The sequence below is a fragment of the Rubrivivax gelatinosus genome (assembly GCF_004340905.1).
GTDB lineage: Bacteria > Pseudomonadota > Gammaproteobacteria > Burkholderiales > Burkholderiaceae_C > Rubrivivax > Rubrivivax gelatinosus.
Genome location: NZ_SLXD01000009.1, coordinates 19,224 through 32,254 on the forward strand (window position 1 = coordinate 19,224; position 13,031 = coordinate 32,254).

16 protein-coding genes are annotated in these 13,031 nt (G+C 69.7%); 4 read left to right on the top strand and 12 right to left on the bottom strand.

Annotated features, from left to right (window positions below):
* Positions 1–68 precede the first annotated feature (68 nt).
* The 4 genes from EV684_RS14390 to ybiB form a co-directional block, all read right to left on the bottom strand.
* On the bottom strand, positions 69–413 hold the full coding sequence (locus EV684_RS14390) for a TIGR01244 family sulfur transferase (RefSeq protein ID WP_132647987.1): 345 nt from the start codon (positions 411–413) through the stop codon (positions 69–71).
* A 5-nt stretch (positions 414–418) separates the two neighbouring features.
* Positions 419–865 (bottom strand): GatB/YqeY domain-containing protein, encoded by a 447-nt coding sequence (locus EV684_RS14395; RefSeq protein ID WP_132647988.1) that lies wholly within the window; start codon positions 863–865, stop codon positions 419–421.
* An 85-nt stretch (positions 866–950) separates the two neighbouring features.
* Positions 951–1,163 carry a 30S ribosomal protein S21 gene (gene rpsU, locus EV684_RS14400; protein ID WP_009857718.1) on the bottom strand — a complete coding sequence of 71 codons (213 nt, stop codon included), beginning with the start codon at positions 1,161–1,163 and terminating at the stop codon, positions 951–953.
* Between the two features lie 155 nt (positions 1,164–1,318).
* A complete protein-coding gene (gene ybiB / locus EV684_RS14405; RefSeq protein ID WP_132647989.1) occupies positions 1,319–2,284 on the bottom strand; it encodes a DNA-binding protein YbiB in 966 nt (321 codons plus the stop codon).
* 313 nt (positions 2,285–2,597) lie between these two features.
* Here ybiB and EV684_RS14410 point away from each other — a divergent pair, with 313 nt between their 5' ends.
* Complete coding sequence (locus EV684_RS14410) at positions 2,598–3,596, top strand: GGDEF domain-containing protein (protein WP_132647990.1); 999 nt, start codon at positions 2,598–2,600, stop codon at positions 3,594–3,596.
* A gap of 10 nt (positions 3,597–3,606) precedes the next feature.
* Here the strand turns inward: EV684_RS14410 and EV684_RS14415 are convergent, their stop codons facing one another.
* From EV684_RS14415 to EV684_RS14450, 8 genes are all read right to left on the bottom strand, one after another.
* On the bottom strand, positions 3,607–4,419 hold the full coding sequence (locus EV684_RS14415) for a sulfite exporter TauE/SafE family protein (RefSeq protein WP_132647991.1): 813 nt from the start codon (positions 4,417–4,419) through the stop codon (positions 3,607–3,609).
* Between the two features lie 7 nt (positions 4,420–4,426).
* Entirely contained in the window at positions 4,427–4,891 is a 465-nt protein-coding gene (locus tag EV684_RS14420) for an EVE domain-containing protein (RefSeq protein ID WP_132647992.1), read from the bottom strand.
* 274 nt (positions 4,892–5,165) lie between these two features.
* Positions 5,166–5,510 carry a cell division protein ZapA gene (locus EV684_RS14425; protein ID WP_132647993.1) on the bottom strand — a complete coding sequence of 115 codons (345 nt, stop codon included), beginning with the start codon at positions 5,508–5,510 and terminating at the stop codon, positions 5,166–5,168.
* Positions 5,507–5,731 carry a DUF904 domain-containing protein gene (locus EV684_RS14430; RefSeq protein WP_132647994.1) on the bottom strand — a complete coding sequence of 75 codons (225 nt, stop codon included), beginning with the start codon at positions 5,729–5,731 and terminating at the stop codon, positions 5,507–5,509. The genes EV684_RS14425 and EV684_RS14430 overlap by 4 nt, the downstream gene beginning before the upstream one ends.
* A gap of 9 nt (positions 5,732–5,740) precedes the next feature.
* A complete protein-coding gene (gene nth, locus EV684_RS14435) occupies positions 5,741–6,385 on the bottom strand; it encodes an endonuclease III (RefSeq protein ID WP_132647995.1) in 645 nt (214 codons plus the stop codon).
* Positions 6,385–7,044, bottom strand: a complete 660-nt coding sequence (gene rsxB, locus EV684_RS14440) for an electron transport complex subunit RsxB (RefSeq protein ID WP_132647996.1) — start codon at positions 7,042–7,044, stop codon at positions 6,385–6,387. The genes nth and rsxB overlap by 1 nt, the downstream gene beginning before the upstream one ends.
* 7 nt (positions 7,045–7,051) lie before the next feature.
* Complete coding sequence (locus EV684_RS14445) at positions 7,052–8,317, bottom strand: polyhydroxyalkanoate depolymerase (RefSeq protein WP_132647997.1); 1,266 nt, start codon at positions 8,315–8,317, stop codon at positions 7,052–7,054.
* Between the two features lie 139 nt (positions 8,318–8,456).
* Positions 8,457–9,659 (bottom strand): amino acid aminotransferase, encoded by a 1,203-nt coding sequence (locus tag EV684_RS14450; RefSeq protein WP_132647998.1) that lies wholly within the window; start codon positions 9,657–9,659, stop codon positions 8,457–8,459.
* A 114-nt stretch (positions 9,660–9,773) separates the two neighbouring features.
* Here EV684_RS14450 and uvrB point away from each other — a divergent pair, with 114 nt between their 5' ends.
* The 3 genes from uvrB to iscR all read left to right on the top strand — a co-directional run bounded on the left by uvrB (position 9,774) and on the right by iscR (position 13,026).
* Positions 9,774–11,885 carry an excinuclease ABC subunit UvrB gene (uvrB, locus tag EV684_RS14455; RefSeq protein ID WP_132647999.1) on the top strand — a complete coding sequence of 704 codons (2,112 nt, stop codon included), beginning with the start codon at positions 9,774–9,776 and terminating at the stop codon, positions 11,883–11,885.
* Entirely contained in the window at positions 11,882–12,373 is a 492-nt protein-coding gene (locus EV684_RS14460; protein ID WP_132648000.1) for a low molecular weight protein-tyrosine-phosphatase, read from the top strand. Before uvrB ends, EV684_RS14460 begins: the two co-directional genes overlap by 4 nt.
* Before the next feature lie 119 nt (positions 12,374–12,492).
* Entirely contained in the window at positions 12,493–13,026 is a 534-nt protein-coding gene (gene iscR / locus EV684_RS14465) for a Fe-S cluster assembly transcriptional regulator IscR (RefSeq protein ID WP_009857731.1), read from the top strand.
* Positions 13,027–13,031: the final 5 nt, after the last annotated feature.

The following is a 13,031-nucleotide window of genomic DNA, read 5'->3' on the forward strand; positions in this document are numbered from 1 at the left end:
GCTTGCGTCCGATCGGTCGGACGTCGTGGTGCCAGGCGCGTCCGGATCGGCCGGCGGCGCCGGCCGGGTCAGGCGGCCGTGGCCTGCTGGTACAGCCGGGCCGAGCGGCTGCCGGAGCGGCAGAACATCAGCAGCGGCCGGGGCAGCTCGTGCAGCAGCGCGGCGCAGGCCGCGATCTCCTCGGGCGACTGATAGCCGCCGTCGACCGGCAGGTGCCGGTACTCCAGCCCCGCCGCGCGGGCCGCGGTCTCGATCTCCGCACTGGTGGGCTGGCCGGGCCCGTGCTCGTGGTCGGGCCGGTTGTTGATGACGCTCCGGAACCCGGCGCGTGCCGCCTCGGCCATCGCTTGCGGGCTCAGTTGGGGAGCGACGTAGACGTCCGGGGCAATCGCGCGCAGGGCAGGGGCGTTCATGCCCCTTACTTTGCCAGAGCCTGCTTGACCGCGGCGGAGACGAGCCCCATTTCCGCCTTCCCCGCGAGCCGGGTCTTGGCGGCGGCCATCACGCGGCCCATGTCGCCCGGGCCGGCAGCTCCGAGTTCGGCCACCAGGGCGGCGATCTCGGCGCCGATCTGCTCGGCCGACAGGCGCTGCGGCACGTAGGCCTGCAGCACCGTGATCTCGGCGCTTTCCTTGGCCACGAGGTCCGGCCGCCCGCCCTGCTCGAAGGCGGCGACCGAGTCCTTGCGCTGCTTGATCAGCTTGTCGACGATGGCGACGACGGCGGCATCGTCGAGCACCACGCGCTCGTCGACCTCGCGCTGCTTGATCGCGGCCTGCAGCATGCGGATCGTCGACAGCCGTTCGCTGTCCTTGGCCCGCATCGCGGTCTTCATGTCTTCGCTGATCCGTTCTTTCAGGCTCATCGTCTTCGTCTTTCGTCTGACAAAAAGGAAAAGCCCGCTGCGGCGTCCCGCGCGGGCTGTTCGGTGTGGCGCGCGGCCGAAGCTCTTAGTAGAGCTTCTTCGGCAGCTGCATGCTGCGCACGCGCTTGAAATGACGCTTCACCGCGGCGGCCTTCTTGCGCTTGCGCTCGGCCGTGGGCTTCTCGTAGAACTCGCGCGCACGCAGTTCGGTCAGCAGACCGATCTTCTCGATGGTGCGCTTGAAGCGGCGCAGGGCAACGTCGAACGGCTCGTTCTCTTTGACGCGGATGGTGGTCATGTAAGCAGGGATCCCGTGTGGAGTGCGCGCTCGGTGTCTCGGCGGCCCCGGCTGGCCCGGGCGGCTCAAGATCGACACGCTAGGTGTTTGCCAGCAAAGCGCGCGATTCTAGCCGGTTCCCCGCCGGTTTGCCAAGCCGCCTGTCCGGCAGACGTTCAGACGGCCGTGCCCAGGCTCTCGCGCAGCAGGCGCGGCGTCTCGATTTCGTCGAGCGCGCCCAGGATGCAGCGAACCTGGCGTTCCAGCGGCACCGGTGCCGGCTTCTCGCCGCTCAGCACGGACTGGATGTAGAGCGCCGTCGTCGCCGCATCGATCTCGCGCGGCAGCACCGGCAGCTCGGTGAGCACGCCTTCGTGCGCCGGGACCGACCATTCGGTGCGCAGCTGCCCGTCGATCCAGGTCTCCATGCGCGGCTGCCGGCGGGGGTCGGCGACCACCTCGCCCTCGGTGCCGCGCAGCAGCATCGCGTCGATTCGCTCGCGCTGCGCCCAGGCGCCCATCAGCGCGCCGAACTCGGGATGCGTGTAGCTCGCCAGGCGCAGCACGCGCCTGCCGCTGCAGGGGGCCAGCATCTTCGCGATCGTGTGGCCGCTGTTGCGCAGCCCGACGGTCCAGCGCACGTCCAGCAGCCGCTGCAGTGCCGGGCTCAGCGTGGCGGTCGCGACGTAGGCCGGTTCGCGCCGTGCCCAGAACGCGTGCACGTCGCCCTCGTCCAGGGCGGCCGGGATGCCCAGGTCGCGGAAGATGGCCGCCGTCGTCACGCGTGTCGGGTCGTGCGCCGGGCCGTGAACGAGCACGCGGGCGCCTTCCTGGGCCAGCGTCATCGCCAGCAGCGGCGTCAGGTTGGGCAGCCGACGTGCGCCGTTGTAGCTCGGGATGACGACGACGGGCCGCTCGCTGTGGAAGGTCGTGAGCCGGGCCTGCGCTGCGGCAAGAAAGCCCACCAGCTCGTCCAGCGTCTCGCCCTTCATGCGCATCGCCAGCGCGAATGCGCCGAGCTCCAGGTCCGACGCTTCGCCGTCCAGTACCGCGCCCATCAACGCCTGTGCCGACGGGACCGACAACGATCGTGCGCCGTTGGCTCCGCGCCCGATCTCCTTGATGTAGCTGGCGATGCCCATGATGTGTGTCTCCCTAGTTCGGTTTCGCAAGTTCCGGACCGATGCTCCGGACCATGCCTGCGGGAGTCGCGTGCCCAATTGGGAGTTGTCCGACGCGCCGCGGCAATCGGGCCCGATACGGGGGCATTGGCACTCGACGCACCGATTGCGATGGCCCGCAGCGGTGTTGGTGGCACGCGCCGTTCACGCGGCCACCGCCCTGTCCAGGGGAAGGCCGCTGAAGCTAGGGGTCCGCATGGGTCAAAATTGGTGTTTTGCTTGATGCCGTCAGCCCAGTCCACGGCGTCCGGCCCTCGCGAGACGAATACCGCCCATGACCGATGTGATCGAAGCCGGCCTTGCCGAAGCCCGCGTACCTGCCGCGCTGGCTTCGCTGCTGGACGCCTGGCTGCAGCGTGACGGCGCGCTGGCCGGCGTCAAGGATGCGACCAGCGGGCGCTATGAGTTCGCCAACCCCGCATTGCTGCGTTTCCTCGGCCGCGAGGCCGATGCGGTGATCGGGCATACCGATGCCGAACTGTTCGATCCGCCGGTCGTCGGCGCGTTGCGCGCGGCCGACCAGTCGGCGCTCCTGCATGGTGCGCCGTTCAGCAGCGAACACCGCATCGAGCGTGACGGCCAGCGTCACGACTTCTCGGTCCTGCGTGTCGTCGACGAGCAGGGCGGGCGTCGGCGCATCGCCAGCCTCTGGATCGATCTTGCGCCTCAGCACCACCAGCAGGCGCAGCTCGCCACCGCGCTGGCGCAGATCGAGCAGTTGCAGAAGGCCAATGAATCCTTGCGGCGTGAGCTCGCCGACCAGGCCTTGCGCGATCCGGCCTCCGGCCTCTACACGCGCGCGCATTTCGAGGACCAGCTGCGCCGCGAGGTCGACCTGTCCACGCGCGAACACCGCGAGTTCTCGATCGTCTTCATCGAAGTCGACCCGCTGTCCGAGCCGGTGCGTGCCTTGGGTCTGGACGCCCACAAGCGCATCCTCGAGGCCTTGGGCCGGTTGCTGCGCAGCGGCACGCGCGCGATGGACGCCTCCTGCCGGCTCGACGACCGCCGCTTCGCCGTGCTGCTGTCGGGTGTCGGGCTGGCCACCGCGCACTCGCGCATGGAGAGCATCCGGCGCCAGTGTGCGGCGCAGATCGTCGTGCTCGATGGGCAGGAGATGTCGTTCACGGTCTCGATGGGCATCGCCAGTTTCCCGCACACGGCGCACAGCCGCGAGGAACTGCTGGCCGCCTGTGAAACCGCGATTGCCGAGGCCTGCCGGCGCGGCGGCAACCACGTGACGCTGGCCGCGATCCCGTTCGAGCCGCGCTGAACGCGTTTGCTCAGACGAAGGCGCGCGTGGCCATGTAGCCCGCGAGCGAGAACAGCAGCAGCGCGAAGATGCGCCGCAGCCGGCGCTGGTCCATGTGCTGCGCCGCGCGCGCGCCCACCGGCGCCAGCGTCACGCTGGCCACCGAGACGATGACCAGCGCCGGCAGGTACAGGTAGCCGAAGGCGCCGGGCAGCGCCGGCGCCAGGTCGCGCCCGGCGATCAGGTAGCCGGCGACGTTGGCCAGCGCGATCGGAAAACCCAGCGCCGCGCTGGTGGCGATCGCCTGGCGCAGCGGCACGTTGCACCAGCTCATGAACGGCACGGAGAGGAAACCGCCGCCGGCGCCCAGCAGCCCGGACACCAGGCCGATGCCCGAGCCGACCGCCGACTGGCCGACGGCGCCGGGCATCGTGCGTGTCGGCCGCGGTTGCGCGCCGCGCAGCATCTGCAGCGCCGAGAAGCCGATGAAGACGGCGAAGAACAGCGCCAGCCCGCGTCCCTTGGCGAGCGCGAAGACGCCGGCGCCCGAGGCCAGCCCGCCGAGCACGATGCCCGGCGCGATGCCGCGCACGTAGTCCCAGCGCACCGCGCCATGGCGGTGGTGCGCGCGCATGCTCGACAGCGAGGTGAAGACGATGGTCGCCATCGAGGTCGCGATCGCCATCTTCACCGCCAGGCCGGCTTCGACACCCCGGTGCGACAGGATGGCGGTCAGGAAAGGCACCATCGTCATGCCGCCGCCAACGCCCAGCAGCCCGGCGACGAAGCCGGTGGCGATGCCGAGCGTGATCAGCTCGGCGACGAGCAGGACGCCGAAGTCCACGCCGGCGTCAGCGCCCGAGCCGGGCCAGCACCGCGGCCCATTCGGCGTCGTCGACCTCGGTGATCGACAGCCGGTTGCCCGGCTGCAGCACGCGCATCGTCGCCAGTTCGGGCGCCTGGCGCATCTCGCGCAGGCTCAGCAGCCGCGTCTTGCGCACCAGTTCGACCTCGACCTGCAGCCAGCGCGGCTTGTCGCGCGTGCTCTTCGGGTCGTGATAGGGGCTCGCCGGGTCGAACTGGGTCTCGTCAGGCACCGCCGTGCCGATGACGCGCGCCAGGCCGGCGATGCCCGGCTCGGCGCAGGACGAGTGATAGAAGAGCACGTCGTCACCCGGGCGCATCGTGTCGCGCATGAAGTTGCGCGCCTGGTAGTTGCGCACGCCGGTCCAGGGCAGCTGACGGCCGGGCGCGGCGGCGAGGTCGTCGATCGAGACCTCGTCGGGCTCGCTCTTCATCAACCAGTGGCGTGCCATGCGATGGGCCGTCGCGGGGAGATCGGGGAAATCGGGGGAGATGGGGTGTCCGCCGCGCGCCCGGGGGTCGCATTCCTGAAGAACCCATGGGGAACGTTCAGGTGGGCGAGGTCAGCCAGGCTTCGGGCTCATCTGACGCGAGACGTTCACACCAGCGAGGCGATGTTCCAAGCCCATGGTCAAAGACCATCGGATCGAGGAAATCTAGACCCGCGCACGCGCGACGGACGAGTCCATTCTAGTCGGCCGCCTCGCCGCCCGGATGCGAAAAGGGCTACAGAAGATGCCCGTCTTCACCGAGTGCGGCGTCGAGGCGGCGCACGAGCGCGGCGATCGCCTCGGCGTCGGCGGCGGACGTCGCCGCGGCGGCCTCGGCTTGCGGCGCGGGGGCGGGTGCCGGGGCAGGCGCCGGCGCGTTGCCGCGTTCGGCGATCTGGTAGGCCAGGTTCAGCGCCGCGAGCACGGCAATGCGCTCGCGCGCCTTCACCTTGCCGGCGTCGCGGATCGCGCTCATCTCGCGGTCGACCGCGGCGACGGCGGCGGCCAGCAGCGCCTCGCCGCCTTCGGGGCAGCCGAGGATGTAGCCCTGGCCGAGGATCGTGACTTCGACCTGTTTCATGCGCCTTCTCCGGGCGCCGGGGGCGCCGGCTGCGCGGCCGGAAGGCGTTCGATCAGCGCGTCGATGCGCGCGCGTGCCGCGGCCAGCCGCGACACCAGGCTGTCGCGCTCGGCCGTCACCGCGGCCAGCCGGGCCTCGAGCAGCGCGTTCGAGCGCTTCAGTTCCTCGTGCCTCAACACGAGGCGGTCGACGCGCTCGCTCAGATCCTGCAGGTTGCCCATCTTCGACGCCTATCCCTCCGCGGGCATTGTAGAAGCAGCGGTGTCGCACCAGCGGCGCACCACGCAGCGTTCGCACTGCGGCCGCCGCGCCTGGCAGACGTAGCGGCCGTGCAGGATCAGCCAGTGGTGCGCGTCGACGGCGTACTTCGGCGGCACGCGCTCCAGCAGCTTCAGCTCGACGGCCAGCGGCGTCCTGCCCGGCGCCAGCCCGGTGCGGTTGGCGACGCGGAAGATGTGCGTGTCCACCGCCATCGTCGCTTCGCCGAAGGCGACGTTGAGCACGACGTTGGCCGTCTTGCGGCCGACGCCGGGCAGTGCCTCCAGCGCCTCGCGCGAGCGCGGCACCTCGCCGCCGTGCTGCTCGACGAGGATGCGGCAGGTCTGGGTCAGGTTCTTCGCCTTGGTGCGGAACAGGCCGATCGTGCGGATCAGCTCGGTGACCTGGTCCAGCCCCAGGGCCAGCATGCGTTGCGGCGTCGGTGCCAGCGCGAACAGCCGCTTCGTCGCCTTGTTGACGCCGACGTCGGTGGCCTGCGCCGACAGCAGCACCGCGCAGAGCAGCTCGAAGACGCTGGTGAACTCGAGCTCGGTCTGCGGCGACGGGTTGGCCGCGGCCAGCGTCGCGAAGAAGGGTTCGATCGCGTCGTCGTGCATCAGGCTTCCTGGCGCCGGGCGCGCGCACGCGCGAGCGCCGCTTCGATGACCGCGCGTTTGCGGTCGACCGCCGCCGGGTCGGTGAGCCGGGTCTGGTTCGGCAGGTCCGCGAGTTTCGCCGCGGCCTTGGCGGCCAGGCGTTCGTCGTTCTCGCGCTTCTCGCGTTCCAGCCGCGCGCGGCGGGCGGTGTAGCGGGTGCGTGCGTCGTCGGCCTGGGCGGCGCTCCACGCGGCCCAGCCGCTGGCGCCCGGCGTCGCGTCGATCATCGTGATGCAGTCGACCGGGCAGGCCGGCAGGCACAGCCCGCAGCCGGTGCACAGCGCGTCGATCACGCTGTGCATGCGCTTGGGCGCGCCGACGATGCAGTCGACCGGGCAGGCCTTGATGCACAGCGTGCAGCCGATGCACCAGCTCTCGTCGACGACGGCCAGGCCGCGCGGGCCTTCGGCGCCGTGCGCCGGGTCCAGCGGGCGCGGCTCGGTGGCCAGCAGCGCCGCCAGACGGGCGACACCCTCGGCGCCGCCGGGCGGGCAGCGGTCGAGGGTCGCGCTGCCGGTGGCCAGTGCCTCGGCATACGCGCGGCAGTCGGCGTAGCCGCAGCGCGTGCACTGCGTCTGCGGCAGGGCGGCGTCGATTCGGTCGGCGAGGGCGGCGGTCACCGCCCGATTATCGGGCGACCGCGCGCGGCGCCGGCTTGTCGAAGCGGGCGATGAAGCCGCGCAGCTCGGGGTAGACCTTCTCGCGCCAGCGCCGGCCGGAGAAGATGCCGTAGTGGCCGGCGCCCTCGACGTCGTAGTGGAACTGGCGCGTGCGCGGGATGCCGGAACACAGGTCGTGTGCGGCGCGCGTCTGGCCCGCACCGGAGATGTCGTCGAGCTGGCCCTCGACGGTCAGCAGCGCGGTCGTCTTGATGTCCTGCGGCCGCACGAGCTGCCCGTGCACCTCCCAGGTGCCGTTGACCAGCGCGAAGTCCTGGAAGACGGTCTTGATCGTGTCCAGGTAGTACTCGGCCGGCATGTCGAGCACGGCGTTGTACTCGTCGTAGAACTTGCGGTGCGCCTCGGCGCTGTCCTCGTCGCCGCGCACCAGGTCCAGGAAGTAGTCGTAGTGGCTGCTGACGTGGCGGTCGGGGTTCATCGCCACGAATCCCGAGTGCTGCATGAAGCCCGGATAGACCGCCCGCCCGGCGCCCGGGTAGTTGCTCGGCACGCGGTAGATGACGTTGGCCTGGAACCAGGCATGGCTCTTGTTCATCGCCAGGTTGTTCACCGCCGTCGGGCTGCGGCGTGCGTCGATCGGGCCGCCCATCATCGTCATCGTGCGCGGCGTCGCTTCGCCGCCGCTGGCCAGCAGCGAGACCGCGGCCAGCACCGGCACCGTCGGTTGGCAGACCGATATGACGTGCACGTTCGGGCCGATGTGACGGATGAAGTCCTGCACGTAGCCGACGTAATCGGCCAGGTGGAACGGGCCTTCTGCCTCGGGCACCATGCGGGCGTCGGTCCAGTCGGTGATGAAGACCTTGTGGTCGTGCAGCAGGCTGGTGACGGTGTCGCGCAGCAGCGTCGAGTGATGGCCCGACAGCGGCGCGACGACCAGCACCGTGGGCTGCGTCTTCATGCGCGCGAGCGCATGGGGTTCGTCGCTGAAGCGCTTGAAGCGCAGCAGCCGGCAGAAGGGCTTGGCCAGCGCCACCTGCTCCTGCACGGCGACGGCGACGCCCTCGACGGTGGCCGAGGTGATGCCGAACTCGGGCTTCTCGTACTCCTTGGCCAGCCGGTGCAGCAGGTCGAAACCGGCGGACACGCGCTGCGCCATCGGCGTGTGCGCGAAGGGCGACAGCGGGTGGTCGTACAGCTTGGCGGTGGCGGCCGCGAACTCCGCGAACGGCGCCATCAGCGCGCGTTGCGTCTCGTACAGGTGATACAGCATGCTCGTCTCCGTCCTCGCCGCCTGCATTGTGCAGTGCAGCAATAGTAGTCGGTCAACGAGCATCCTGCCGGGCTGTGCGGCAGGGGGAAACGCGGAAAACGCTCGGGTTCCCGGCCGATTGTCATCGGCCGGAAGGATTTCAGGCCACCTTGGCGATCGCCGCGGCGACGGCGTCGATGTTCTTGCTGTTCAGCGCGGCGACGCAGATGCGGCCCGAATCGACGCCGTAGACGCCGAATTCGCTGCGCAGGCGCTGCATCTGCTCGGCCGACAGGCCGGAGTAGCTGAACATGCCCTTCTGGCGCGTGATGTAGGACAGGTCGCCCGGCACGCCGGCGGCGGCCAGCTTCTCGACCAGCGCCGCGCGCATCGCGCGGATGCGCAGCCGCATGCCGGCCAGCTCCTCCTCCCACTGCGCGCGCAGCGCCGGCGTCGTCAGCACGGTGGCGACGAGCTGGGCGCCGAAGGTCGGCGGGTTGGAGTAGTTGGTGCGGATGACGATCTTCAGCTGCGACAGCACGCGCGTGGTCTCGTCGCGGTCGGCGCAGACGACGCTGAGCGCGCCGACCCGTTCGCCGTAGAGCGAGAAGCTCTTCGAGAACGAGGTCGAGACCAGGAACTGCAGGCCGCTGGCGACGAACTGGCCGATGACCGCGCCGTCCTCGGCGATGCCTTCGCCGAAACCCTGGTAGGCCATGTCGAGGAAGGGCACGAGGCCGGCGGCCTGGCAGGCGGCGACGACTTCGGTCCACTGCGCCGGCGTCAGGTCGCAGCCGGTCGGGTTGTGGCAGCAGGCGTGCAGCACGACGATGGTGCCGGGCGCGGCGGCCTTCAGCGCCGCGAGCATGTCGGCGAAGCGGATGCCGCGCGTCGCCGCGTCGTAGTACGGGTAGGTCGAGACCTCGAAGCCGGCGTTGCTGAACAGCGCGCGGTGGTTTTCCCAGCTCGGGTCGCTGATCAGCACGCGCGCGGCCGGGTTCAGCTTCTTCAGCAGGTCGGCGCCGACCTTCAGGCCGCCGGTGCCGCCCAGCGCCTGCACGGTGGCCACGCGGCCGGCCTGCAGCACCTCGCTGCCGTCGCCGAACACCAGGCCCTGCACCGCCTTGTCGTAGGCGGCGATGCCGTCGATCGGCAGGTAGCCCTTGGGCTTGGAGGCTTCGAGCAACTGCTTCTCGGCCGCGGCCACGCAGGCCAGCACCGGCAGCTTGCCGTTGTCGTCGAAGTAGACGCCCACGCCCAGGTTCACCTTCGCCGGGTTCGGGTCGGCGGCGAACTGTTCGTTGAGACCGAGGATCGGGTCGCGCGGAGCCATCTGGACGGCGGCGAACACGGAGGCGGACATGGCGGTTTCCTGAGGAGTGGCGGGTCGGACGGGGCGACCGGCAGACAGTTCGCGGCTGCGTTACGCTCTGCGGTTGCGCTCGAATTCTAGATGTCCGCCACCAGGTTGTTCCCGATGACCGAAGCCACCGACGTCGCGACGGAGCCCGCCCGGGGCGAGTTCGTCACGTTTGCCGATTCCCCGTTCCAGCTCTTCCAGCCCTATCCGCCGGCCGGCGACCAGCCTGCCGCGATCAATCAGCTGGTCGAAGGCGTGCACGACGGCCTGTCCTACCAGACGCTGCTGGGCGTCACCGGCTCGGGCAAGACCTTCACGATGGCCAACGTCATCGCCCGTCTCGGCCGCCCGGCGATCGTCTTTGCGCCCAACAAGACGCTGGCCGCGCAGCTGTACAGCGAGTTCCGCGAGTTCTTCCCGAGGAATGCCGTCGAGTACTTCGTCAGCTACTACGACTACTACCAGCCCGAGGCCTACGTGCCGCAGCGCGACCTGTTCATCGAGAAGGACAGCGCGATCAACGAGCACATCGAGCAGATGCGGCTGTCGGCGACGAAGAGCATCCTCGAGCGCCGCGACGTCGTCATCGTCGCCACCGTCAGCGCGATCTACGGCATCGGCAAGCCCGAGGACTACACGCAGATGCGGCTCATCGTGCGTGTCGGCGACAAGATGGGCCAGCGCGACGTCATCGCCCGGCTGGTCTCGATGCAGTACACGCGCAACGAGATCGATTTCGGCCGTGGCAGCTTCCGCGTGCGCGGCGACACGATCGACGTCTTCCCGGCCGAACACAGCGAGCTGGCGCTGCGCATCGAGCTCTTCGACGACGAGATCGAGTCGCTGGCGCTGCTGGACCCGCTGACCGGGCGCGTGCGCCAGAAGGTGCCGCGTTTCGTCATCTACCCGTCCAGCCACTACGTGACGCCGCGCGAGCAGGTGCTGCGCGCCGTCGACGGCATCAAGGCCGAGCTGCGCGAGCGTGTCGACTTCTTCGTCAAGAACGGCAAGCTCGTCGAGGCCCAGCGCGTCGAGCAGCGCACGCGTTTCGACGTCGAGATGCTGCAGGAGGTCGGCCACTGCAAGGGCATCGAGAACTACACCCGCCACCTGTCGGGCGCCGCGCCCGGTGAGCCGCCGTCGACGCTGGTGGACTACCTGCCGCGCGACTCGATCATGTTCCTCGACGAGAGCCACGTGCTGATCGGCCAGCTGGGCGGCATGTACAACGGCGACCGCGCGCGCAAGACGACGCTCGTGGAGTACGGCTTCCGGCTGCCGAGCGCGCTGGACAACCGGCCGCTGCGCTTCGAGGAGTTCGAGCGCCGCATGCGCCAGGCGGTGTTCGTCACCGCGACGCCGGCCGACTACGAGAAGACGCATTCCGGCCAGGTCGTCGAGCAGGTCGTGCGCCCGACCGGCCTTCTCGACCCCGAGGTCGAGGTGCGGCCGGCGTCGACCCAGGTCGACGACGTGCTGCAGGAGATCCGCGAGCGCGTGCTCGTCAACGAGCGCGTGCTGATCACGACGCTGACCAAGCGCATGTCCGAGCAGCTGACCGACTACCTGTCGGACAACGGCGTCAAGGTGCGCTACCTGCACAGCGACATCGACACCGTCGAGCGCGTCGAGATCCTGCGCGACCTGCGGCTGGGCTCGTTCGACGTGCTGGTGGGCATCAACCTGCTGCGCGAGGGCCTGGACTTGCCCGAGGTGAGCCTGGTGGCGATCCTCGACGCCGACAAGGAAGGCTTCCTGCGTGCCGAGCGCAGCCTGATCCAGACCATCGGCCGCGCGGCGCGCAACGCCCGCGGCAAGGCCATCCTCTACGCCGACCGCATCACCGACTCGATGCGCCGCGCGATCGACGAGACCGAGCGCCGGCGCGCCAAGCAGGTCGCGCACAACGAGAAGATGGGCATCACGCCGAAGACGGTCAGCAAGAAGATCCGCGACCTGATCGACGGTGTCGTCAGCGACAAGACCGCGAAGGACGAGTTGCAGTCGGCGCAGGCCGCCGCGGAGGTCGAGGCGATGTCCGAGAAGGACCTCGGCAAACGCATCAAGGCGCTGGAGAAGCAGATGCTCGAACACGCGCGCAACCTCGAGTTCGAGAAGGCGGCGCGGGTGCGCGACCAGCTCGCGCTGCTGCGCGAGCAGGCCTTCGGTGCCGACGGGCACGACCTCAACGTCGTGCCGCTGGACGCGGCGCGTGGGGCCGGCCGATGAACGAGGCGCCGCGCAGCATCCTGCTGGTCTGCATGGGCAACATCTGCCGTTCGCCGAGCGCCGAAGGCGTGCTGCGCGCCCGGCTCGACGCCGCGGGCCTGGGCAAGCAGGTGCAGGTCGACTCGGCCGGGACCCACGGATATCACGCTGGCGAGGCCCCGGATCCACGTGCTGTTCGCCATGCGGCCGCGCGGGGTTACGATCTCGCCCGGCTGCGGGCCCGGAAGGTCGAGCGCGAGGACTTCTCTCGCTTCGACTGGATCCTCGCGATGGACGAGGACAACCTGGCCCGGCTGAGGCAGATCGCGCCCGACGACGCCCACGCCGACCTCGGGTTGCTCATGGATCACGCCCTGCGCCATGCAGGCGTGCGCGAGGTGCCCGACCCTTATTACGGGTCGGCGGCGGGTTTCGAACGTGTGCTCGACCTGGTCGAGGACGCGTGCGACGGGATCGTGGCCCGCCTGCTGCGCGCGCAGTCGCTCTGACGACGGTGCCGCCCTAAGCTTGACCAAATTGGTTGGTCTCAGCTATACTTGAGCAATCTAGTCGGGATCGCTCTACGGGGAAACCCGCGGTCGCCGACGCCTTCCGTAAGGAGACATCCATGAGACTGACCACCAAAGGCCGCTTCGCCGTCACCGCGATGATCGACCTCGCGCTGCGCTCGCACAGCGGCCCGGTGGCGCTGGCGGCCATCAGCCAGCGGCAGCAGATTTCGCTGTCCTACCTCGAACAGCTGTTCGGCAAGCTGCGCCGCCATGAACTGGTCGAAAGCACTCGCGGCCCGGGCGGCGGCTACTCGCTGGGCCGCGGGGCCGACGAGATCACCGTCGCCGACATCATCGTCGCCGTCGACGAGCCGATCGACGCCACCGGCTGCGGCGGCAAGGAAAACTGCCACGGCGATGACGGCGGCCGCTGCATGACGCACGACCTCTGGGCGAGCCTGAACAACAAGATGATCGAGTACCTCGACTCGATCTCGCTGAAGAAGCTCGTCGACGAGCAGATCGCCAAGGGCGTCTCGGTCGAGGAGGCGCCGATCAAGCGCGCGATCTCCTCGCAGCCGGTCGTCAAGCCGATCAAGGTCACCGCGCCGAACTCGGTCTTCGCGTTCGGCAGTTCCTTCACCAAGTAAGCGAC